General features: G+C 68.1%; 14 protein-coding genes and 2 pseudogenes. 11 read left to right on the forward strand and 5 right to left on the reverse strand.

Going from position 1 to position 22,629, the window contains the following annotated elements; translation table 11 throughout:
- Positions 1-24: 24 nt before the first annotated feature.
- Positions 25-972 (reverse strand): cation diffusion facilitator family transporter, encoded by a 948-nt coding sequence (locus ACHMW8_RS08345; RefSeq protein ID WP_395445246.1) that lies wholly within the window; start codon positions 970-972, stop codon positions 25-27.
- 92 nt (positions 973-1,064) lie between these two features.
- Complete coding sequence (locus tag ACHMW8_RS08350; RefSeq protein ID WP_395445247.1) at positions 1,065-1,943, reverse strand: isoaspartyl peptidase/L-asparaginase family protein; 879 nt, start codon at positions 1,941-1,943, stop codon at positions 1,065-1,067.
- Positions 1,944-2,013: 70 nt separating this feature from the next.
- Between ACHMW8_RS08350 and ACHMW8_RS08355 the strand changes: the two genes are divergently transcribed.
- From ACHMW8_RS08355 to ACHMW8_RS08375, 5 genes are all read left to right on the forward strand, one after another.
- Positions 2,014-3,012 carry an NADPH:quinone oxidoreductase family protein gene (locus ACHMW8_RS08355; RefSeq protein WP_125157273.1) on the forward strand — a complete coding sequence of 333 codons (999 nt, stop codon included), beginning with the start codon at positions 2,014-2,016 and terminating at the stop codon, positions 3,010-3,012.
- A gap of 117 nt (positions 3,013-3,129) precedes the next feature.
- Positions 3,130-4,047, forward strand: coding sequence for a WecB/TagA/CpsF family glycosyltransferase (locus tag ACHMW8_RS08360; protein ID WP_125157272.1), 918 nt, complete (start codon positions 3,130-3,132; stop codon positions 4,045-4,047).
- Between the two features lie 66 nt (positions 4,048-4,113).
- Positions 4,114-4,305 (forward strand): hypothetical protein, encoded by a 192-nt coding sequence (locus ACHMW8_RS08365; protein ID WP_125157271.1) that lies wholly within the window; start codon positions 4,114-4,116, stop codon positions 4,303-4,305.
- A 109-nt stretch (positions 4,306-4,414) separates the two neighbouring features.
- Entirely contained in the window at positions 4,415-5,305 is an 891-nt protein-coding gene (locus tag ACHMW8_RS08370; RefSeq protein WP_395445248.1) for an SDR family NAD(P)-dependent oxidoreductase, read from the forward strand.
- Positions 5,302-6,195 carry a DMT family transporter gene (locus ACHMW8_RS08375; protein ID WP_125157269.1) on the forward strand — a complete coding sequence of 298 codons (894 nt, stop codon included), beginning with the start codon at positions 5,302-5,304 and terminating at the stop codon, positions 6,193-6,195. Before ACHMW8_RS08370 ends, ACHMW8_RS08375 begins: the two co-directional genes overlap by 4 nt.
- On the opposite strand, the gene ACHMW8_RS08380 is transcribed toward ACHMW8_RS08375, so the two are convergent.
- The gene (locus ACHMW8_RS08380; RefSeq protein WP_395445249.1) at positions 6,183-7,154 is read right to left on the reverse strand and encodes an NAD-dependent epimerase/dehydratase family protein; all 972 of its coding nucleotides are present in this window, start codon (positions 7,152-7,154) and stop codon (positions 6,183-6,185) included. The two genes, ACHMW8_RS08375 and ACHMW8_RS08380, sit on opposite strands and share 13 nt — an antisense overlap.
- A gap of 3 nt (positions 7,155-7,157) precedes the next feature.
- Positions 7,158-8,466: pseudogene (locus ACHMW8_RS08385) on the reverse strand (UDP-glucose dehydrogenase family protein).
- A gap of 194 nt (positions 8,467-8,660) precedes the next feature.
- Here ACHMW8_RS08385 and galE point away from each other — a divergent pair.
- The 4 genes and pseudogenes from galE to ACHMW8_RS08405 all read left to right on the forward strand — a co-directional run bounded on the left by galE (position 8,661) and on the right by ACHMW8_RS08405 (position 14,702).
- A pseudogene (galE, locus tag ACHMW8_RS08390) lies at positions 8,661-9,637 on the forward strand (UDP-glucose 4-epimerase GalE).
- Between the two features lie 129 nt (positions 9,638-9,766).
- Positions 9,767-12,199: an EAL domain-containing protein gene (locus ACHMW8_RS08395; RefSeq protein ID WP_395445250.1), complete on the forward strand. Its 2,433-nt coding sequence runs from the start codon at positions 9,767-9,769 to the stop codon at positions 12,197-12,199.
- A gap of 108 nt (positions 12,200-12,307) precedes the next feature.
- On the forward strand, positions 12,308-14,299 hold the full coding sequence (locus ACHMW8_RS08400) for an ATP-binding protein (protein ID WP_395445251.1): 1,992 nt from the start codon (positions 12,308-12,310) through the stop codon (positions 14,297-14,299).
- A 7-nt stretch (positions 14,300-14,306) separates the two neighbouring features.
- Positions 14,307-14,702 carry a response regulator gene (locus tag ACHMW8_RS08405; RefSeq protein WP_395445252.1) on the forward strand — a complete coding sequence of 132 codons (396 nt, stop codon included), beginning with the start codon at positions 14,307-14,309 and terminating at the stop codon, positions 14,700-14,702.
- Here ACHMW8_RS08405 and ACHMW8_RS08410 read toward each other — a convergent pair.
- Positions 14,683-16,227: a helicase HerA-like C-terminal domain-containing protein gene (locus ACHMW8_RS08410; RefSeq protein WP_395445253.1), complete on the reverse strand. Its 1,545-nt coding sequence runs from the start codon at positions 16,225-16,227 to the stop codon at positions 14,683-14,685. The two genes, ACHMW8_RS08405 and ACHMW8_RS08410, sit on opposite strands and share 20 nt — an antisense overlap.
- 97 nt (positions 16,228-16,324) lie before the next feature.
- Here ACHMW8_RS08410 and ACHMW8_RS08415 point away from each other — a divergent pair, with 97 nt between their 5' ends.
- Together ACHMW8_RS08415 and ACHMW8_RS08420 are read left to right on the forward strand one after the other, a co-directional pair.
- Complete coding sequence (locus ACHMW8_RS08415) at positions 16,325-17,476, forward strand: AI-2E family transporter (protein WP_395445254.1); 1,152 nt, start codon at positions 16,325-16,327, stop codon at positions 17,474-17,476.
- 312 nt (positions 17,477-17,788) lie between these two features.
- Positions 17,789-22,591 (forward strand): NAD-glutamate dehydrogenase, encoded by a 4,803-nt coding sequence (locus tag ACHMW8_RS08420; protein ID WP_395445255.1) that lies wholly within the window; start codon positions 17,789-17,791, stop codon positions 22,589-22,591.
- Positions 22,592-22,629 lie beyond the last annotated feature (38 nt).

Genomic DNA, 22,629 nt, shown 5'->3' on the forward strand with positions numbered 1-22,629 from the left:
TAGAGGCGCTTGGAGACGGTTTCACTAAGTATTTGGCCCGGACCGCGCATAGGCCGCTCTTGCCCGCCCCGAACGCACGAAGACCCGGGTGATGCGTCTGTCGACGCCCTGGATCAGGGCGTGGAAGTCGTCGGCAGCGTCCTCGATCTCGACGGCGGTCAAGTGGTCTTGGAAGTCCAGGGTCACGCCCAGCAGGATCTCGCTGGGTCCCAGATGCATGGAGAGCACCTCGATCACGGTCTCGACGCGCGGATCGGCGGCAAGGACCTTGCGGACATTCTCGACGATGCGCGGCGAGGCGGCCTCGCCGGTCAGCAGGCTACGGGTCTCGTTAGCCAGGAAGATCGCCACCAGGATCAGCAGCACCCCGATCGCCGCCGAGGCCGCGCCGTCTGCCCAGGCCAGGCCCGCCGCCGAACCCGCCACGCCGAGCGCGGCCAGGACCAGGCCCAGCAGGGCCGCGCCGTCCTCCAGCAGCACCGCGAAGATCGACGGGTCCTTGCTGCCCTTCAAGGCGCGGAAGAATGGCGTGTCGCCGCGCACGGTCTTGAACTCGCGCCAGGCGACCAGAAACGAGCCGCCCTCGAAGACCGCGGCCAGGCCGATGACCAGGAAATTGATCCAGGCCTGGTCGATCGGCTCGGGCGCCAGGATCTTGTGGACGCCTTGATAGACGGACACCGCCCCACCTAGAGCGAAGATCAGCAGGGCGACAACGAAGGACCAGAAATAGAGCTCCATGCCGTAGCCGAACGGATGGGTCTGGCTGGGCGGGCGACTGGCGCGGGCGAGGCCCAGCAGCAGAAGGCCCTGGTTGCCGGTGTCGACGCTGGAATGGATGGCCTCGGTCAGCATGGCCGAAGAGCCGGTCAGGAAGGCGGCCACGAACTTGGTCGCGGCGATCGCCAGGTTCCCGGCCAAGGCCGCGAGCACCACCCTGTGCGAACCGCTGGTCTTGGGAGCCGACGCCATGGGGCGGAAACGCCGGACGAGCGTCGCCGTTCCGTCCCGGCGGGATTACTACCCACACCTCCGGGCGGCGTGAGGGCGATCCTTCGCGGTCCTTAGAACGCCGCGCTCACGATGGTCCCGTCCGGCAGCAGCGCCGCCCGTTTCAGCCCGCTCGACGCGAACGGCATGGCGACGTCGCCGTCCCGGTCCACGGAGACCAGTCCGCCATGGCCGCCCAAGTCCGCCACGCCCTGGATCGCCGCCCGCGCCGCGCTCTCCAGGCTCTCGCCGCCGAACCGGATCCGGTGGGCGATCTGGGCGGCGACGGCCGTGCGGATGAAATACTCGCCCTGGCCAGTGCAGGAGACCGCTGCATAGCCATCGGCCCAGGCACCGGCCCCGATGATCGGCGAATCCCCGACCCGGCCCGGCCGCTTGCCGAACACCCCGGCCGTCGAGGTCGCGGCCGCCAGCCGGCCCTCGGCGTCGCGAACCACGCAGCCGACGGTGCCGGTCGGCAAGGCGTCCGGCGGATGATTGTCCTCGAACGCTCCGGCGCGGGTGAACCAGGCTTCCGGATCCTCGACCGTCTCCAGCCCCTGGTCTCGGGCGAAGTCGATCGCCCCCTGGCCGGCCAGCATCACATTGGGCGTTTCTTCCATCACCGCTCGGGCGGCCAGGATCGGGCTCCTGAAGCCCTGCAGGGCGGCCACCGAACCGGCCCGCAGGGTGGGGCCGTCCATCAGGCTGGCGTCCAGTTCGTATTCGCCGTCGGCGTTGGGCGAGGCGCCCTTGCCGGCGATATAGAGGCCGCTGGCCTCCAGGGCGACGACGGTCTCGACCGCGACGTCCAGGGCGCTGGCTCCGGCGGCCAGCCGGTCGCGGGCCGTCTCGACCAGCCCGCGCATGTGGGCGATCTCGACGGTGTAGTCGTGGCCGCGCCTGGCCCCCGCGCCGCCGTGCAGGGCGAGGCTAAAACGTTTGTTTGACATTCTGCTTCCTTGGCCCGGCGTCCCGCGCTAGCGTCCGGCCCTCTTAATCAAGAAACCTGGGAGAGGCGATATGAAGGCGGTGCTCAGCAAGGAAGTCGGCGGTCCCGAGACCTTGGTGCTGGAGGAGCTGCCAGATCCCGTCGCCGGCCCCGGCCAGGTGCTGATCGACGTCAAGGCCTGCGGGGTCAACTATCCCGACGTCCTGATCATCGAGGACAAATACCAGTTCAAGCCGACGCGGCCGTTCGCGCCAGGCGGCGAAGTGTCGGGCGTGATCGCCGCCGTCGGTGACGGCGTCACCCGCTTCAAGGTCGGAGATCGGGTTCTGGCCTCGACCGGCTGGGGCGGTTTCGCCGAGAAACTGGCTCTGGAAGAGCAGCGCTGCACCCCCATTCCCGACAACATGCCGTTCGACGAGGCCGCCGCCTTCGTCCTCACCTATGGCACCTCCTACTACGCCCTGAAGGATCGCGGCGCGCTGAAGGCCGGCGAGACCCTGCTGGTTCTGGGCGCCGCCGGGGGCGTGGGCCTGGCCGCCGTCGAATTGGGTAAGGCGGCGGGGGCGCGTGTTATTGCCGCAGCCTCCAGCCAGGAGAAGGTCGATCTGGCCATCAAGCACGGCGCCGACAGCGGCGTCGTCTATCCGCGCGGTCCGTTCGACAAGGACGGCCAGAAGGCGCTGGCCAACCTGATCAAGGACGCTTGTGGGCCCAATGGCTGGGATGTCGCCTATGACGCCGTCGGCGGCGACTATTCGGAAGCGACAATCCGCGCCGCCGGCTGGAATGGCCGCTTCCTGGTCATCGGTTTCCCGTCGGGGATTCCGAAAATCCCGTTGAATCTCACGCTGTTGAAGTCTTGCGACATCGTCGGGGTGTTCTGGGGCGCGGCAGTGGCGCGCGACCCCAAGGGGCACGCCCAGAACCTCAAGGATCTGATGGGCCTCTACGCCGAGGGCAAGATCAAGCCCTACGTCTCCGAGCGCTTCCCGCTGGCCCGGGCCGGTGAGGCGATCGCCCATCTCTCCAGCCGCAAGGCCATGGGCAAGGTGGTGATCACGGTTGAATAGGATGGTTGCCTGGAATGGTGAACATCATCGTGGTTAAATCTCGCTAAGTATCCTTTTTAGCAAAGGAAACACGACATTCCCGCAGAGTGCTCCTCAAGACTAGGAGACTCTGTGGCGATGTTCGTCCCCCAGGAACAGAGCGGAATGAACGACGCGGCGCCCGCCGCGCCGCGCCGCCCCTATCGCCTGACGCGGCGCCCCGAGGAGCGCGTGCGCGTGCTTGGCGGAGTCATGGACCTGGTGCGCCCCGAAGAGGTGTTCCATTTCGTCACCGGCAAGCTGGAAGCGCGCCAGAGCGTCATCGTCGCCAACCACAACCTTCACAGCCTCTATCTGATCGGCAAGGATCACCAGGTCGGCGCGTTCTACAAGGAAGCCGACCTGATCGAGGTCGACAGCGTGCCGCTGATCTTCTGGGCGCGGCTGGTGGGGCGCGCCAGCCGGCGCTTTCACCGCTGCACCTATCTGGACTGGCGCGACGACTTCTGGTCCCTGGCCACGCGGAAGAACTGGAAGGTCTTCTTCGTCGGCGGCGCCCCAGGCGTCGCCGAGAAGGCCATCGAACGCATCCACCGGGACTATCCGACCGCCCAGATCGCCAGCCATCACGGCTATTTCGACGTCAAGCCCGGCTCGGCCGACAACGACGCGGTGGTCGAGGCCATCCGCGATTACGCGCCGGACATCGTGCTGGTGGGCATGGGCATGCCGCGTCAGGAAATCTGGACGCTGGAGAACCACAAGGCCTACGGCCCGGCCGCGACCTTCACCGTGGGCGGCGCCTTCGACTACGAAGCCGGCGTCCAGAAGGCCGCGCCGCGGTGGATGGGTCCGATGGGCATGGAATGGCTGTTCCGGCTTATGGTCGATCCGCAGCGCCTGTTCTCGCGCTACTGCGTCGAACCCTGGTCGCTGGTCGGCCTGGCCTGTCACGACGTGGTCCGGGCGCTGGGCAGGCGCGCGGCGAGCGATCCCCGCGCGGCGGAAAACGCCCGCTGGGAGCAAATGCGTGCGCGCAACGAGGGTGCGCGCTAGGATGAAACGGTCTGTGGGGGCCGGGATCATCGTGACGGTGATCTCGAAAGAGGGGCTTGGGGGATAATGGGCCTGGATATTCGCGTCATGACGCTGGAGGCCAAGGAGCGCTCCGGCTTCGCTCACCGCGCCGTCGCCGGCGTGGGTCTGGCCGGGCTGGGCCTGGCTTGGGCCGTTCTGCTGGTCCCGTGCATGATCTGGCTGGCCGCCAGCCATCTGGGGCGTCGCCTTCAGCCGCTGGTCCGTCGCCCGGCCTGATTTCGTCTCCCGTCCGGGTCCAAGACCCCTAGTCAACGACTGTTTGCTCCGCGAATATGATCATTGATCACTGACCCGCGAAGAGGTCGGGGACGCGGAGGAAATTTCCATGGTCGGACGTCTGGACGGCAAGGTCGCCGTCGTCACCGGGGGCTGCTCGGGCATCGGGCTCGGCGCGGTCGAGCTGTTCGTGGCCGAGGGGGCGAGCGTGATCGCCGCCGATCTTCAGGCCGAGAAGGGCGAGATGCTGGAGAAGCGTTTCCCCGACCGCGTTCGCTTCTCGCTTTGCGACGTCACCTCGGAAGATGACCTGGCCAGGACCATGGCCGTGGCCGAGGAGAGCTTCGGCGGCCTCAACATCCTGTTCAACAACGCCGGACACGGCGGCACACCCGCCGGGGTGCCGGAGCTGACCGTCGAGGGCTGGGACAAGACCTTCGCCCTCTTGGTCCGCGGTCCGGCCATCGGCATGAAGCACGCCTTGCCGTTGATGCTGAAAAGGGGTGGCGGCTCGATCATCAACACCGCCTCGATCGCCGGCCTGCAGGCGGGTTTCGGGCCGCTGGCCTATTCGGCGGCCAAGGCCGCGGTGATCCACATGAGCCGGTGCGCGGCGGCGGAGTTGTCGCCGCTGAAGATTCGGGTCAACGCCATCTGCCCAGGCCTGATCGCCACCTCGATCTTCGGCGCTTCGATGGGCCTGCCGCGCGAGGTCGCCGACCAGATGGCGGCCCAGGTCGCGTCGATCGGTCCCAAGATCCAGCCGATCCCCAAGTCAGGCCTGCCCGAGGACATCGCCGCGGCCGCTCTCTACCTGGCCAGCGACGATTCCCAGTTCGTCACCGGAACCCACATCGTCGTCGACGGGGGCATCACGGTCGGGCCGCGCAGCGCTTGGGACAAGAACACGCCCTCGCCCATCCTGGCCGCCATGGGCATCACGCCCGAACAGGCCGAGGCCATGCGAGCCCAGCTGGTCGCCTCTGGCGCGGCGGGGTGACCCTCACGCCCAACCTGCGCGGCGCGCTGTGGATGCTGGCCTCGGCGGTCGGCTTCACGGCGATGACCACCCTGATCAAGTTCCTGGGGCCCGGCTATCCGGCCGCGCTGCAGACCTTCTACCGGCAGTTGGCGGGGGTGCTGGTGCTCCTTCCGTTGATGGCCCGCGACTGGCGCGCGGCGTTCCGGACGACCCGGCCAGGCATCCTGATCTTCCGATCCAGCGCCGGGGTGCTGGCGCTGATCATGGGTTTCTATGCCTACCAGAAGCTGCCCCTGGCCGACGCCAACGCCCTGTCGTTCACCCGGACCCTGTGGCTGGTCCCGCTGGCCGCCTTCGTGCTGCGTGAGCCGATCGGACCCTTGCGGATCGGCGCCGCGCTGGTCGGCTTCCTGGGCGTGCTGATCATGCTGCGGCCAGGCGCTGGTGGCGCGGTGGCCTGGATCGGCTGGCCCCAGGCCTGCGCCCTGATCTCGGCCTTCCTGTTCGCCCTGACCATCACTGGCATGAAGGTCATGACCCGAGACCACAGCCCGTTCGTGCTGCTGGTCTACGCCGCCGTGCTGGGGCTGGTGTTCGCCATCCCGCCGGCCCTGTTCGTCTGGAGATGGCCGACCTTGCCGGACCTGGGCCTTCTGGCCGCCATGGGCGTGATCGGCACCTTCACCCAGGGGGCCTATATCAAGGGCATGGAGGCCGGCGAGGCGGCGGTCATGGCCCCGATCGACTATACGCGGCTGGTCTTCGCGGTTGGCGCGGGCTTCCTGCTGTTCCACGAGGTTCCAAAGCCGGCTGTCCTGCTCGGCGCCGCGATCGTGGTCGCCTCGACCCTGTTCATCTCGTGGCGCGAGCACCAGCTGTCGAAGCGGGCGATGGCTCAGCCGGCGTAGCTTCTCCGCCATTCGACGAACCTGGCCAGGCCCTCGGCCAGCTTGACCCTGGGCTTGTAACCGCAGAGCGCCTGGAGCTTGTCGATATTGGCGAAGGTCGCCGGCACATCGCCGGGCTGCATCGGCAGGAAGACCTTCTGGGCGTCGATCCCCAACGCGGCCTCGAGGGTCGAGATCATGTCCATCAGCCCGACCGGATCGTTGTCGCCGATGTTGTAGACCTCGTGCCCGCCTTGGGCCGGCGGATGGTCGAGCACGCCGATTATGCCGTCGACGATGTCGTCGATATAGGTGAAGTCGCGGGCCATCTTGCCCTGGCCATAGACCTCGATCGCCTGGCCCTTCAGCATCTTCTCGGTGAAGCCGTAATAGGCCATGTCCGGTCGGCCCCAGGGACCATAGACGGTGAAGAACCGCAGGCCCGACTGCGGGAAGCCGTAGAGCCGGGCATAGCTCTGGCTGAGCAGCTCGCACGAACGCTTGGTGGCGGCGTAGAGCGACACCGGGGTCTCGGCCGGATCGGTCTCGCGGAAGCCATCGCCGTTCAGCGGCCGGTCGCCATAGACGCTGGACGAGGAGGCGTAGACCAGGTGCTCGGCCCCGGCATGGCGGCAGGCCTCCAGCACCGATAGGTGGCCGGCCAGGTTGCTGCGCTCGTAGGCGAACGGGTTCTCGATCGAGTAGCGCACCCCGGCCTGGGCGGCCAGGTGGACGATCTGCTTGGCGCCCGAGGTCTTCACCAGAGCGGCGAAGGCCTCGTGCTCGGCGATGTCCATGCGGACCATCGAGAAGCCGTCCCGGCCGTCCAGCCGCGCGGCCCGGGCCTCTTTCAGCGCGGGGTCGTAATAGGCGTTGAACACGTCGACGCCGATCACCGTCTCGCCGCGATCCAGCAGGCGCTCGGCGACATGCATTCCAATAAAGCCCGCCGCGCCCGTGACGATGATTGGCGTCGTCATGGCTCAGCCTCGCCCGATCGAGGCATAGGTGAAGCCATGCCGGACCATCTCGCCGGGCTTGTAGACATTGCGCAGGTCGACCACGACCGGGGCGGTCATCAGAAGCTTCAGGCGGTCGAGATCCAGGGCCCGGAACTGGTCCCACTCGGTGATGATCACCAGGGCGTCGGCGCCCTCGGCGACCTCGTAGGCGCCGGCCTTGAAGTCGACGTCCTTGAGCATGTGGGCCGCTTCCTTGGCCCCTTCCGGGTCGAAGGCCTGGACCTTGGCGCCCAGGGCCTGCAGGGCCGGGACGATGTCCAGGCTGGGAGCGTCGCGCATGTCGTCGGTGTTGGGCTTGAAGGTCAGGCCCAGCACGCCGATCGTCTTGCCGGTCAGGTCCTCGGCCCCGATGGCCTTGGCCACCTTGTCGGCCATGGCCTTCTTGCGGGCGTCATTGACCTCGAACGGTGGTCTCGATCAGCCGCACGGGCGCGCCGTACTGCTGGGCCGTGCGCACCAGGGCGATGGTGTCCTTCGGGAAGCAGCTGCCGCCGTAGCCGGGACCCGCGTTGAGGAACTTGCCGCCGATCCGCTTGTCCAGGCCGATGCCCTTGGCCACCTGCTGCACGTCGGCCCCGACCACTTCGCAGAGGTCGGCCATCTCGTTGATGAAGGTGATCTTCATGGCCAGGAACGCGTTGGCCGCGTACTTGATCAACTCGCTGGTCCGCCGGCCGGTGAAGACGATCGGCGTCTCGTTGAGGCTCAGCGGGCGATAGAGCTCGCGCATCACCGCCTGGGCGCGTTCGTCGTCGGTGCCGACCACCACGCGGTCGGGACGCTTGAAGTCCTCGATCGCCGCGCCCTCGCGCAGGAACTCCGGGTTCGACACGACCGCGAACTGGGCGTCGGGCCGCGCCTTCTTGATGATCGCCTCGACCTCGTCGCCAGTGCCGACCGGCACGGTCGACTTGGTGACCACCACCGTGAAGTCCTCGATCAGGCCGGCGATCTCCTCGGCCGCGGCGTAGACATAGGAGAGATCCGCATGGCCGTCGCCGCGGCGGGTGGGCGTGCCGACGGCGATGAACACCGCGTCGGCGTCCTTGATCGCCTGGGCGCCGTCCAGCGTGAAGAACAGCCGGCCCTCACGGACGTTGCGGGCCACCAGGTCGTCCAGCCCCGGCTCGAAGATCGGGATCTCGCCCTTCTCCAGCCGCTCGATCTTCGACGGATCCTTGTCGATGCACGTCACCACGTGGCCGAAGTCGGCGAAACACGCCCCAGACACCAGGCCCACATAACCCGTGCCAATCATCGCTACGCGCATGGACTCTTCCCGATCCGAACGAGCGCCTCGCGTGGCGCTTCCGCCTAATCCAGCAATCGCGACGCCGAGGCAAGCCGCCCCGGCGCCGAACGTCAAAACGCTCAGTCCCGTGACATCTTGATGACCCTTGACGGGGTGGCGTCTTCCCTGTGTCGCGCAAAGTCGATAGCGAGGAGCGGCCTCGGGAGATCTGGATGCAAACCGTACTTGTGGCCGGCGGCGCCGGATATGTCGGCTCGCACTGCTGCCTGGCGCTGGCCGCGGCGGTTTCCGGCCGGTGGTGTTCGACGATCTGTCGAACGGGCATCGCGAGCACGTCCAGTGGGGGCCGCTGGAAGTCGGCGATATACGCGACGCCGCCCGGCTGGACACGGTCTTCGCCCAGCATAAGCCCGTCGCCGTCCTGCACTTCGCCGCCCGCATCGAGGTCGGGGAGTCGGTCAAGAACCCCGGCGCTTTCTTTGATAACAATGTCGGTGGGACCATCACCCTGGTCGAAGCCGCGCGACGGGCTGGGGTGAACGCCCTGGTGTTCTCCTCAACCTGCGCCACCTTCGGCGATCCGGTGACCCTGCCGATGCCGGAAAATCACCCGCAGGCGCCGCTCAATCCCTATGGCCGCAGCAAGCTGATGGTCGAGCAGGCCCTGGCCGACTACGACCGCTATGTTGGCTTCAAGAGCGCCGTGATGCGCTACTTCAACGCCGCTGGGGCCGATCCGCAAGGCCGCATCGGCGAGTGGCACGAGCCGGAGACCCACGCCATCCCGCTGGCCATCGACGTGGCGCTGGGCAAGCGCTCGCATTTCACGATCTTCGGCGACGACTACGACACCCGCGACGGCACGGCGGTGCGCGACTATGTCCACGTCCTGGACCTGGCCGACGCCCACGTCTCGGCGCTCAAGCGTCTCCTGGCCGGCGGATCGTCGGAAGCCTACAACCTGGGCACGGGCGCGGGGACGACGGTGCGCGAGCTGGTCGACGGCGTCGGGCGCGCGGTCGGCAAGCCTCTGGCGACCCAGATGGCCCCGCGCCGGCCAGGCGACGCCCCGATCCTGGTCGGCGACAACGCCAAGGCCCGTGCGCAACTGGGCTGGAACCCATCGCGCGATCTCGACGCCATCCTGTCCAGCGCCTGGCGCTGGCATCGGGCGCGCGCCAAGGCCTGATCGGGCCGGGGCAAATCTCACCCTCATCGCCGCGACCTTCGGACCGGATGTCGCGGCGAACGCGCATGAAACGCTTTATTTGCAACTCTCGCTGTAGCTCTAGAGGGATGTGACCCGCGGGGGGCGTGCGTGCTCAAGTTCCTGACCTGTCTGACGACGCAACACGACCTGCGCCTGGTGCTCGTCGCCGGCCTCGTCTGCATCGCCGGCTGCTTCACCACGTTCCGCCTCTATTCGCGGATGCGCGGCGCCCGGGGCGTCGTGCGCGCCGCGTGGCTGCTGCTGACCGGCCTGGTCGCCGGCTCCAGCGTCTGGGCCACCCACTTCATCGCCATGGTCGCCTTCACGCCAGGCCTGAAGACCGGCTACAGCCCGACGGGCACCCTGCTATCGCTGATGATCGCCGCCCTGTTCATGGCGAGCGGCTTCGCCGTGGCCTCCGCCCAGCGCTCGACCACCAATGACTTCGCCGGCGGCGTCCTGATCGGCCTCGGCGTGGCGGCCATGCACTATACCGGCATGTCGGCCTTCGTGACCCAGGGCCACCTGGTCTGGGAACACGCCACCGTCGGCATGTCGGCGATCCTCGGCGTCTTCGGCGCGACCGCCGCCTTGGTGCTGGCCGGCCAGGCCCGCTCCGTCAGGAAGCAGGCCATCGGCGGCGGCCTGCTGTGCCTGGGCATCGTCGCCCTGCATTTTACCGGCATGTCCGCGATCACCATCATTCCCGACGCCTCGATCCAGGTGCCGGACCAGCTGCTGTCGGGCGGCATCCTGACCCTGGCCGTCGGCTCGATCACGGCCATGATCATCCTGGGCGGCCTCGGCGCGGTCGCCATCGAATCCCAGACCTCGCGTTCGGCCCTAGAGCGCATCCGCCGGCTGGCCAACGCCGCCTATGAAGGTCTGGTCGTGGTTCAGTCGGGCAAGATCAACGACGCCAACGCCGCCTTTTGCGAACTGGTCGGCGCCGACCTCCCGGAACTGGTCGGCCGCTCGCTGGTCGGATCGATCCTGACCTTCGACGAAGCCGGTCCGACCCGCGAGGGCGTTCGCCGCGAAGGCAAGATCCAGCCGATCTCCGGCGGTCGCGAAATCCCGGTCGAGGTGTTCTCGCGCCTGATGGACGATGGCGCCCGCATCGAGACCTCGGGCCTGACCGTTCTGGCCGTTCGCGACTTGCGCGAGCGTCGCGCCGCCGAGGAGAAGATCCGCTATCTGGCCGAGCATGACGGCCTGACCGGCCTGCCGAACCGCAATTCGCTGCAAGCCCGGCTGGGCGCGGCGCTGGATCGCGTCGAGGCCTCGGGCGAGACCTTGTCGGTGATCTGCATTGACCTGGACCACTTCAAGGAAGCCAACGACCAGCACGGTCACCTGGCCGGCGACGCCATCCTGGTGGAGACCGCCCGCCGCCTGCAGTCGGCGGTCCAGGCTCCTTCTTTCGCCGCGCGTCTGGGCGGCGACGAGTTCATCATCGTCCAGGTGGCCGGCGGCGATCAGCCGACCGCGGCCGCCGAACTTTCGGGCAGTCTGCTCGAACTCCTGTCGGCCCCCGTGGTCTATGAGGGCCAGGAGCTGGCGCTCGGTTCCAGCCTGGGCGTCAGTCTCTATCCCGACGACGGCCGCACGACCGAAGCCTTGATGGCCAACGCCGACATGGCCCTGTACCGCGCCAAGGAAAGCGGCCGCGGCGTCTACCGCTTCTTTAAGCGCGAGATGGACGACACGATCCGCGAGCGCCGCAACCTGGCCCGCGACCTGCGCCAGGGCATCGCCGAGGACGAACTGGTGGTCCACTACCAGCCCCTGGCCCGCGCCAGCGATGGCGAGGTCTGCGGCTTCGAGGCCCTGGTCCGTTGGCAGCACCCGACGCGCGGCATGATCCCGCCGCTGGAATTCATTCCGGTCGCCGAAGAGAACGGCCTGATCGGCGCCCTGGGCGACTGGGTCTTGCGTCGCGCCTGCGCCGACGCCGCGTCGTGGGAGAAGCCGCTGCGCATCGCGGTCAATCTCTCGCCGATCCAACTGCACAACCCGGCCCTGCCGAGCCTGGTGCACGAGGTCCTTATCTCCACGGGCCTTTCACCCTCGCGCCTTGAACTCGAGATCACCGAGAGCGCGCTCTTCAAGGATTATCAGCGCGCGCTGGACAATCTGCGCCGGCTGAAGGCCCTGGGCGTGCGGATCGCCATGGACGACTTCGGCACCGGCTTCTCGTCGCTGTCGACCCTGCAGTCGTTCCCGTTCGACAAGATCAAGATCGACAAGAGCTTCGTCGAGAATATCCATCGTCACGACCGCGCCACCGTCATCGTGCGCGCCGTGCTGGGCCTGGGCCGCAGCCTGGAGATCCCGGTCGTCGCCGAGGGTGTCGAGACCGAAGAGCAGATCGTCTTCCTGCGGGGCGAGAACTGCACGGAGCTCCAGGGCTACGCCATCGGTCGCCCGGCCCCGATCGACACCCTTTCGGCCTGGACCCTGGCCGGCGCGGCGCCGGCCCGCCTTGAAGGTCCCGTCGACCTGGGCCAGGCGCCGGGCGAGGTCAAGCGCTCGGCCTGATGCGATCAGCCAGGTGTCGAGCGCTTTGCACGGCGCCTGGAACCTCCTATGCCTTGAGCCGTTAGACGGTCCCAAGCGGGGCCGTAGAGCCGACATCGGGGCGAGCGCGTGCTGGGACGGACCGCCATCAAGTTCGTAACTGCGGCCGATCGGCGCGAACTACGCTATGGCTTCGCGCTGCTGGCGGTGGGCGTCGCCATCGTCGCCCGCTTCGTCGCCGTCGCCGCCTTCGGCGTTCCGATCTATTTCCCCACCTTCTTCGTCGCCGTCATGGCCGCGGCGATGGTCGGCGGGCTGGGGCCGGGGTTTCTGGCCCTGATCGTCTGCGCCCTTACCGCTTGGCGGTTCTGGATGACCCCCGACGGCGCGTGGGCCCTGCCGTCCCGCGAAACGGCGCAATTGATCATGTTCCTGCTGTGCGGCGGGCTGATCGTGGTGCTCGTCGAGGCTCTGCGCCTGGCCGTGCGGTCGGGCCTGGCGGCCGAGGCGCGCTTCCGTTCGGCGCAGGAGGTGTCGCTGGACGCCTTCGTGATCCTTGAGCCGGTCCGCGAGGCCGGACGGGTGATCGACTTCCGCTGGACCTACGCCAATCCGATGGCCGAGACCATGAGGCCGAAGGGGACTTCGACCTTGCTGGGCAGGCGGGCCTTGGATGTCTTTTCCGACGAGACGGGCCGCGACATGGTCGATCGCCTGGCGCGCCTGCTGGAGAGCGGCGGCCCCGACGACATCGACGTGCGGCGGGTCATCGACGGCGAGGAGCGCTGGATCCGCTCCAGCGGCGTGAGGCTGGGCGACGACCTGGCCGTGACCTTTCGCGACGTGACCCAGGAGCGCCGCGCGGCGGCGGCCCTGCGCGGCAGCGAGGAGCTGTTCCGAGGCGTCGCCAATACGGCGCCGGTGCTGATCTGGGCGACGGCTCAGAACGGTCGAGCGGACTGGTTCAACCAGGCCTGGCTCGATTTTCGCGGACGCTCCCTTGAGGCCGAACTGGGCGCCGGTTGGCTGGAGGGCCTGCATCCCGACGATCGCCAAGCCGGGTTCGAAATCGCCAACGCCGCGGCCAGTCGACGGGAACCTTTCAATGTCGTCTTCCGGCTGCGCCGCGCGGACGGCGCCTGGCGCTGGATCAACAGCGTCGGCGCGCCACGCTTCGATGAGGCCGGGGTCTATCGCGGCTATATAGGCAGTTGCTTCGACTTCACCGAGACGGTCGAGGCGCGCAAGGACCTGGAGGATCGGGTCGCCGAGCGCACCGCGGCCTTGCAGGCCAGCATGGCCGAGACCGCTCACGCCCAGGCGGCTCTGGCCCAGGCCCAGCGGCTGGAAACCGTCGGCCGGTTGACCGGCGGGGTGGCGCATGACTTCAACAACCTGCTGACCGTGATCGTCGGCGGCCTGGACATGATCCTGCGCAGACCCGACGACACGCCGCGCGTCACCCGCCTGGCCGAGGCGGCCCTGGCGGCCGGTCAACGCGGCGAACGTTTGACCCGACAGTTGCTCGCCTTCTCGCGGAACCAGGAGCTGAAGCTCGAGGTTGTCGAGATCGGGGCCTTGCTCGATCAGGCCGAACCGCTGCTCCGTCGGGCGGTGGGGGAAGGCGTGACTCTGACGCTGCGCCGTGATCCGGCCGCGTCCGGCGCGCGGGTCGACGCGGCCCAGTTCGAGGCGGCGCTGCTGAACCTGGTGGTCAACGCCGCCGACGCCACGGCGTTCGGCGGTGAGATCAGCATCGCCGTCGCGCCCGTGACCCTGGCCGAGGACGAGGTCGCCGACACCGCCCCCGGCGACTACGTCCGGGTGGCGGTCGGCGACACTGGCTCGGGTATGCCGCCCGAGGTTCTAGCCCGGGTGTTCGAGCCGTTCTTCACGACCAAGGAGGTCGGCAAGGGCACGGGTCTGGGCCTGGCCCAGGTCTACGGCTTCCTGCGGCAGTGTGGCGGCGGGGTGGCCATCGACAGCGTCGAGGGCCGCGGCACGACCGTTACGCTCTACTTGCCGGCGGCGGACGAGGCCGCGACGCCGGCCGTGATTCCGGTCCAGCCGCCGGCGCGCGACCGCCTGAAGGGCGTGCGGGTGTTGCTGGTTCGAGGATGACGCGGCCGTGCGCGAGATCGCCAGCGGTCTGCTGCGCGATCTGGGTTGCGAGGTCGCCACCGCCGAGAACGGGGCCTCCGCGTTGGAGGCGCTGGCGGAGGGCGTGGCGTTCGACCTTCTGATGTCCGACGTGATCATGCCTGGCGGCGTCAGCGGCGTGGATCTGGCGCGATCGGTCTCGGTCGGTCGGCCGGACATGGCCGTGCTGCTGACCACCGGCTATGCCGGGGACCGCATGGGCGCGGCTCCCGCCGACCTGCCATGGCCGGTGCTGCGCAAGCCGTTCCAGATCGACCAGCTGGCCGATATCGCCTCGGCCCTGCTCGGCGCCCGCGCGCCCGCGCCGGAAAAGACGCGAGCGCCTCGTAGGCGCGGGACAGGCCTTAGCGCCGCCGGCGAGTAGTCGATCCGCCGACCAGGCCGCCCAGCAGGCCCCGGATCAGCTCACGTCCGGCGGTGGACGCCACCGTCCGGACCAGGGTGACGGCGAAGGCCTCGGTCATGGTCTGGCGGCCCGACGCGCGAGGGCGGCTCTCGCGTTCGCGCCGCGCTTCCTCGCGCTCGCGGACCTTGGTCTCGGCGGCCTCGCGCTTGTCCTCTTCGGCCTGCTCGCGGGCGGCGTCGGCGTCCTGTTGGGCTTTTTTGGCGCGGCCCTGCAGGATCTCGTAGGCGGAGTCTCGATCTTCGGTGGTGTCGTAGACTCCGGCCACGGGGCTTTGGGCCTGAAGGGCCGCGCGCTCCGGCGGCGTGAGCGGCCCCAGGCGCGAGGCCGGCGGGCGGATCAGGGTCTTCTGCACGACGCGCGGGGCGCCCTTCTCGTCGAGGGTCGAGACCAGGGCCTCGCCGACGCCCAAGGCCTGGATGGTCTCGGCGGTGTCGAAGTTCGGATTGACCCGGAACGACTGGGCGGCGGCTTTCAGGCCCTTCTGGTCGGCGGGGGTATAGGCGCGCAGGGCGTGCTGCACGCGGGCGCCCAACTGGCCCAACACCGCGTCGGGAATGTCGGCCGGGTTCTGGGTGACGAAGTAGATCCCAACGCCCTTGGAACGAATCAGGCGCACGACCTGCTCGATCTTCTCAAGCAGCGGCTTGGGCGCATCGTTGAAGAGGAGATGGGCTTCGTCGAAGAAGAACACCAGCTTGGGCTTTTCCGGATCGCCGACCTCGGGCAGCACCTCGAACAGTTCGGACAGCAGCCACAGCAGGAAGGTCGAATAGAGCTTGGGCGACTGGATCAGGCGGTCGGCGGCCAGCAGGTTGACGTAACCGCGGCCAGCCGCGTCGGTGCGCATGATGTCGGAGAGATCGAGGGCCGGTTCGCCGAAGAAGTGCTCGGCGCCTTGCGTCTGCAAGGTCAGCAGTTTGCGCTGAATCGCGCCCACCGTGGCGTCTGAAACATTGCCGTACTGCGTGCCGATCTCGTCAGCATGGTCGGCGACATATTTCAGCGCGGCCTGCAGGTCCTTGAGGTCCAGCAGCAGCAGGCCGTCCTGGTCGGCGACGTGGAAGACGATGGTCAGCACGCCTTCCTGCACGTCGTTCAGTTCCAGGAGACGCGAAAGCAACAGCGGCCCCATCTCCGAGATGGTCGTGCGAATCGGGTGGCCCTTCTGGCCGAAAAGGTCCCAGAACATGACCGGCGGCGCGGCCGGCGAGAGCACCAGGCCCATCTGGTCGGCGCGGGCCTGCATCTTCTCGTTCGGCGTTCCGGGCATGGCCACGCCGGAGAGGTCGCCCTTCACGTCGGCGGCGAAGACGGGCACGCCGGCGTCGGAAAAGGCCTGCGCCAGAACCTGCAGGGTCACGGTCTTGCCGGTGCCTGTCGCCCCGGCCACCACGCCGTGGCGGTTGGAGCGATCGAGTCGCTGCGTCACCGGACCTTCGCCCAAACCGACCAGGATCTCATTTTCGCCAATCGACAGCGGCATAACCAAACTCCTTCGAACGCGTTGACCCTAACCGGGGCCTTGCGCCGCGCCAATCGGCGCGGTCAATGTCGGGCTCGCCTCTGGAGATATTTTACAAATGACGGCCACTGACCCGCCCCGCGCTCCGCCGCCGGTCACGACGCGCAATGCGGTGGTCTTCCTGGCTGTCATCGCCGGCGGCGCGACGCTGAAGTGGATGCAGGACATCCTGACTCCCCTGGCCCTGGCCGTGTTCCTGGCGGTGATGATCGACAGCTTCGCTCGCGTGCTGACCCTGCGCACGCCGGGCTTCCCGCGCAAGCTGGCTCTGCCGACCGCGGTGGTGCTGTCCCTGGCGTTGTTCGGGGTCTCTATCTGGATCGTCGTGGTGAACAGCAAGACGTTCTTCGACCACTCGTCGGAGTATGTCGCCAGCCTGAACGCGATCATCGCCAAGTTCACGCCGCTGGTCGGCAGGCTGTTTCCAGGCCTGCAGTTGCATGGCGTTCCCACCATCACCGACCTGGCCAAGCTTTTGAACCTGCAGAGCTACATCGGCGATGTGGCCCAATCGTTCAAGAATTTCGGCACCAGCGCCGTGCTGGTGCTGATCTATCTCGGCTTCATCCTCGCCTCGCGCCGGGGCTTCAGCCGAAAGATCGTCGCCCTGTTCCCGCACCATGCCGAGCGCGAGTCGAACATGACCATGTTCCAGCGCATTCGCGACGGGGTGGAGCAGTATCTCTGGATCCAGACCGTCACGGGCCTGATGATCGCCGCCGCCGCCTGGGTGGTGATGATGCTGGTCCGCTTGGACAACGCCTTCTTCTGGGCGTTCCTGATCTTCCTGGCCGCCTACATCCCGATCCTGGGCGGGGCGATCGGCTGCTTCTTGCCGCCCTTGTTCGCGCTGGTCCAGTTCCCCGACACCCTGTGGCCGGCGATCATCCTGTTCGCGGCTCTGCAGGGAATCTTCTTCGTGGTCGGCAACGTCATCTATCCACGCATGCAGGGCGACAGCCTGAACATGGATCCGACAGTGATCCTGCTCTCGCTGGCGGTCTGGGGCGCGCTGTGGGGCGTGCCGGGCATGTTCCTCTCCACGCCCCTGACCGTGGCGGCCATGGTGATTCTGGCCCAGTTCGAGGGCTCGCGATGGATCGCCATCCTGCTATCCGAGGACGGCGACCCGCAGGGCGAGCGAACGCTGTCGGGGCAGGGTCACGGGCCGGCGCCCGACACGGGGTCGTGGTCAGCACGAAAGAAATGAATGCGCCCCTTAAAATGAATGGGCTGGTTCCTATCTATGCCTTGTCCGGCTCCCCCCACCCGGACGCCCCGCAGGTTCCGGCTGGCAAGGCCGCCGCGACCGAAGCGGAAAACGCCCGTCTCTCCCCCCGGAGCGGGCCCGCGCCGCCGGCTTCCCCCCAGCCGGCGGCGCTTCCGTTTTCAGCCGCGCTCGGCTGAAAACACAGGAATTATTTTCAATTTCAGACGTAGCGGTTGAAGTAACGCCCGGAAGGGCTAGGTTCCGACCAAAAATTCGCGAGGGAATCCTATGATCGGTGAAAGAAATGACCTCATGTCCGCTGAGGCTCCGATCGGTCCGCTGGTAAGCGCCTTCGCTCAGGCCCTGGGCCAGTCGACCCAGGCCTTGTCACCCGCCGCGCGCGGCTTCGTCACCCAGGCTCAGGATGACTGGTCGGCCGAGGAGCTGCCCGGTCTGGACGTCGCCGATGTGGCCCGCGCCCTTGCCGATTTCTGGCGTTTCGGCGAAAGCGCCAAGGACGTCTCCGAACCCGTCATCCGCCTGCGCCGCACCGAGGGTGGAGAGCCCCCGTCCGATCTGCTCGAGATCGTGCAGGCCGACCGACCGTTCCTGGTCGACAGCATCATGGGCGAGGTGACCGAGGCCGGCTTCTCGGTCCGCGCCATGTTCCACCCCGTCGCCGACTGCGGCGGCGTCCGCCGCTCGATGATTCAGATCTGGCTAGCCCCGGTCGGCGAGGACCGAGAAGCGGCCCTGCTGCAAAGCGTTCGCGAAGCGCTCTCCGACGTCCAGCTGGCCGTGCAGGATTTCGAAGCCATGCGCGGGCTGATGCGCCGCACGATCGACGAGCTCAAGGCCGCCAAGGCGCCGGTCTCTGCGGACGAAAAGGCCGAGGACCTGGCCTTCCTCGATTGGCTGGAGCGCGATCACTTCGTGTTCCTCGGCGCCCGTCTCTATGAATATCCCCGCACCGCCGATGGCGGTTACGCGGCCGAGGAGCCCCTCTATCAGCCGGAAGGCAGCCTGGGCGTCCTGCGCGATCAGGCTCGCACGGTCCTGCGCCGGAGCAGCGAGCCGGCCATTCTGTCGGCCCAGATCCGCAGCCATATCGACATCGGCGACCCGATCGTGGTGGCCAAGTCGAACCTTCGCTCGCGCGTCCACCGCCGCGGCTACACCGACTATGTCGGCGTCCGCCGCTACGGCGCCGATGGCAAGGCCTCGGGCGAGGTCCGCTTCGTGGGCCTGTTCACCGCCGAGGCCTATGAGACGCCCGCCCACGAGGTGCCGCTGATCCGTCGCAAGGTCGGCCACATCCTGGAGCGCGCCGGAAAGGATCCCGAGAGCCACAACGGAAAGCGCCTGCGCAACATCCTCGAGACCTGGCCGCGCGATGAGCTGTTCCAGACCGACGAGGCCCAGTTGCTGGCCACGGCCATGGGCGTGCTGCACCTTTATGACCGTCCCCGCGTCAAGCTGTTCGCCCGCCGCGATCCCTTCGACCGCTTCATCTCCGTCCTGATGTTCGTGCCGCGCGATCGTTACGACTCCGGCGTCCGCGCCCGGGCCGGCCAAATCCTGGCCGAGGCGTTCCGGGGCCGGGTGTCGGCCTATTATCCGAGCTTCTCCGACGCTCCGCTGGCTCGCGTTCACTACATTCTGGGCGTGACGCCAGGCGATCACGCCGAGCCGGACATGGCCGCCGTGGAGGCCGCCATCGCCGAGACCGCCCGCACCTGGGACGACCGCTTCGAGGCCGCCGTTCGCGAGGGCTCCACGGGACGCGTCGCCCACCTGCTGGCCCGCTATGCCGGCGCCTTCCCGCCCGGCTATCGCGACCAGTATGACGCCGGCGAGGCCTTGGCGGACATCCAGGTGATCGACGATCTGGCCGAGGACGAGGCCGTCCGGGTCCGCGCCTTCCGTCGCGACGGCGACAGCGCGGTGACGTTCCGCTTCAAGCTCTATCGCCCGGGCGCCGCCGCCCCGCTGGCCGACGTGCTGCCGATCCTGGAGCACATGGGCCTCAAGGCCTTGATCGAGGACGGCTTCAAGGTCTCGCCGGACGGCAAGCCGGTCTGGGTCCATGAATTTGTCCTGCGAGACGAGGCCGGCGAGCATCTGGTCTTCGGCGACATCAAGCAGGCCTTCGAGGCCGCCTTCGTCGCCATCTGGACGGGTCGCGCCGAGAGCGACGGCTTCAACCGTCTGGTGCTGGAACTCGGCATCGGCTGGCGCGAGGCGGCCCTGATCCGCGCGCTCGCCCGCTATCGCCAGCAGTCGGGCCTGGATCCCAGCCAGGGCGTGCAGGAGCGGGCCCTGGCGGATCATCCGGGCGTCGCGCGCCTGATCCTGGATCTCTTCCAGACCAAGTTTGATCCGGCCGTTCGCGCTGATCTCAAGACCCGCGAAGAGCAGGCCAAGGCGGTCGAGGGCAAGATCACCGAGGCCCTGCAGGCCGTCGAAAGCCTCGACGCCGACCGTGTGCTGCGCCGTCTGGCCGCCCTGGTCGGCGCCATCCAGCGCACCAACTTCTATCAGCCGGCCGCCGACGGAAGCCCCAAGCCCTATATCAGCTTCAAGATCGCCTCGCGCGAGCTGGAAGACCTGCCGGCCCCCAAGCCCTATCGCGAGATCTACGTTTCGGCCCCGCATGTCGAGGGCGTTCACCTGCGCTTTGGTCCCGTCGCCCGCGGCGGTCTGCGCTGGTCGGATCGCCGCGACGACTTCCGCACCGAGGTGCTCGGCTTGGTGAAGGCTCAGCAGGTCAAGAACGCGGTCATCGTGCCGGTCGGTTCGAAGGGCGGCTTCTATCCGAAGCACCTGCCGCGCGGCGGCGATCGCGACGCGATCCAGGCCGAGGCGATCCGCGCCTACAAGACCTTCCTGTCGGGCTTGCTGGACCTGACCGACAACATCGACGCCGACAACCAGGTCGTGCCGCCGCCCTCGGTGGTCGTGCATGACGGCCACGACCCTTACTTGGTCGTCGCCGCCGACAAGGGCACGGCCACTTTCTCCGACATCGCCAACGGCGTGGCCGAGAGCTACGGCTTCTGGCTGGGCGACGCCTTCGCGTCCGGCGGTTCGGTCGGCTATGACCACAAGGTCATGGGCATCACCGCCCGCGGCGCCTGGGAAGCGGTCAAGCGCCACTTCCGCGAGCTGGGCAAGGACATCCAGACCGAGCCCTTCACCGTGGTCGGCGTGGGCGACATGTCGGGCGACGTGTTCGGCAACGGCATGCTGCTGTCCAAGCAGACCAAGCTGCTGGCCGCCTTCGACCACCGCCACATCTTCCTCGACCCGAACCCGGATCCCGCCGTCTCCTGGGCCGAGCGCGAGCGGATGTTCAAGCTGCCGCGCTCGTCGTGGGATGACTACGACAAGTCGAAGATCTCGGCCGGCGGCGGCGTGTTCGCCCGCGGCCTGAAGAGCATCCCGCTGTCGAAGGAGGTGCGCGAGCTGTTCGAGATCAAGGCCGAGGCCGTCTCGCCGGCCGAGCTGATGACCGCGATCCTGAAGTCGAAGGCCGAGCTGCTCTATCTCGGCGGCATCGGCACCTATGTGAAGGCCAAGGGCGAGAGCAACGCCGACGCCGGCGACAAGGCCAACGACGCCATCCGCATCAACGGTTCGGATCTGCGCGTGAAAGTGGTCGGCGAGGGCGCCAACCTCGGCCTCACCCAGGCCGGTCGGATCGAGTTCGCGCAGAGCGGCGGCCACATCAACACCGACGCCATCGACAACTCGGCGGGTGTCGACAGCTCCGACCACGAGGTCAATATCAAGATCCTGACCGGGATCCTGGAGCGCGGCGGCGAACTGACCCGCGAAAGCCGCAACACGCTGCTGGCCTCGATGACCGACGATGTCGGCCACCATGTGCTGGAGCACAATTACGACCAGACCCTGGCGCTGACGCTGCTCGAAAGCGACGCGGTCTCCGAAGTCGACGCCCAGATCCGCTACATGGTCGACCTCGAACAGCGCGGACGCCTGGATCGCAAGGTCGAGGGTCTGCCGACCAATACGGCGCTGCTGGAACGCAAGGCCGCCGGCAAGGGCCTGACCCGGCCGGAGCTGGCGGTGCTGCTGGCTTATGGCAAGCTGGACCTGTTCGACGACATCGTCGCCAGCCCGGCTCCGGACGATCCGTGGTTCGAGGCCACCCTGCGAAGCTACTTCCCCAAGGCGCTCGATCGGTACGCCGACGCCATGCAGAAGCACCGCCTGAAGCGGGAGATCATCGCCACGGTGGTCGGCAACCAGATGGTCAACATGTGCGGCCCGACCTTCGCCAGCCGCCTGAAGGCCGCCGCCGTCGCCGATGTCGGCGCGGTGGTCGTGGGCTTCACGGCCGCGCGCGAGATCCTCGGGATCGACGGCCTGTGGGACCAGGTCAACGCGCTGGACAACAAGGCCTCGGCCAACGGCCAGACGGCGCTCTACAAGGCCCTGGCCTACGCCCTGCGCAGCCTCAGCTTCTGGCTGGCTCGCCGCGCGGTCCGCGACAAGGCGACCGTGCAGCAACTGGTCGAGGCCTACGGCCCAGCGGTGAAGACACTGACCGGCATGGCGCCGGCGATCCTGTCGCCGTTCGAGCAGAAGACCGTCGCCAAGCGGGTGAAGGCCTATATCGCCGACGGCGCGCCCGAAGCCCTGGCCCAGTCCGTCGCGGCCCTGCAGCCCTTGACCACGGCCGCCGATCTCGTCGACCTGGCCAACGCCTCCAGCTGGAGCGTCGAGAACGTCGCCCGCCTGTACCATCAGGTCGGCGCGGCCTTCGGTTTCGACCGCCTGCGCGGCGCGGCCGGCGCCTTCGTGGGCGGAGACGCCTTCGAGCGCCTGGCGGTCCGCCGTCTGATCGAGGACATGCTGACCGAGCAGACCGCGATCACCCAGTCGGTGCTCAAGTTCGCCGCCAACGCCCAGGCCGGCGAGGACGAGGGCGCTGCCAAGGCCGCCATCGCGTCCTGGGCCGCCCTGCGCGGCGATCGTCCCCGCGCGGTCAAGCGGACGATCGAGGACATCGAGCAGGCCGGCGGCGGCTGGACCTTCGCCAAGCTGACCATCGCCAACGCCGCCCTGCGCGAGCTGTCAACCGGCGCCTAGGCGCCGGTCCATCGCCCACCTCTCCCCGGCGAGGGAGG

Source organism: Caulobacter sp. UC70_42 (assembly GCF_044056025.1).
Classification (GTDB): Bacteria; Pseudomonadota; Alphaproteobacteria; order Caulobacterales; family Caulobacteraceae; genus Caulobacter.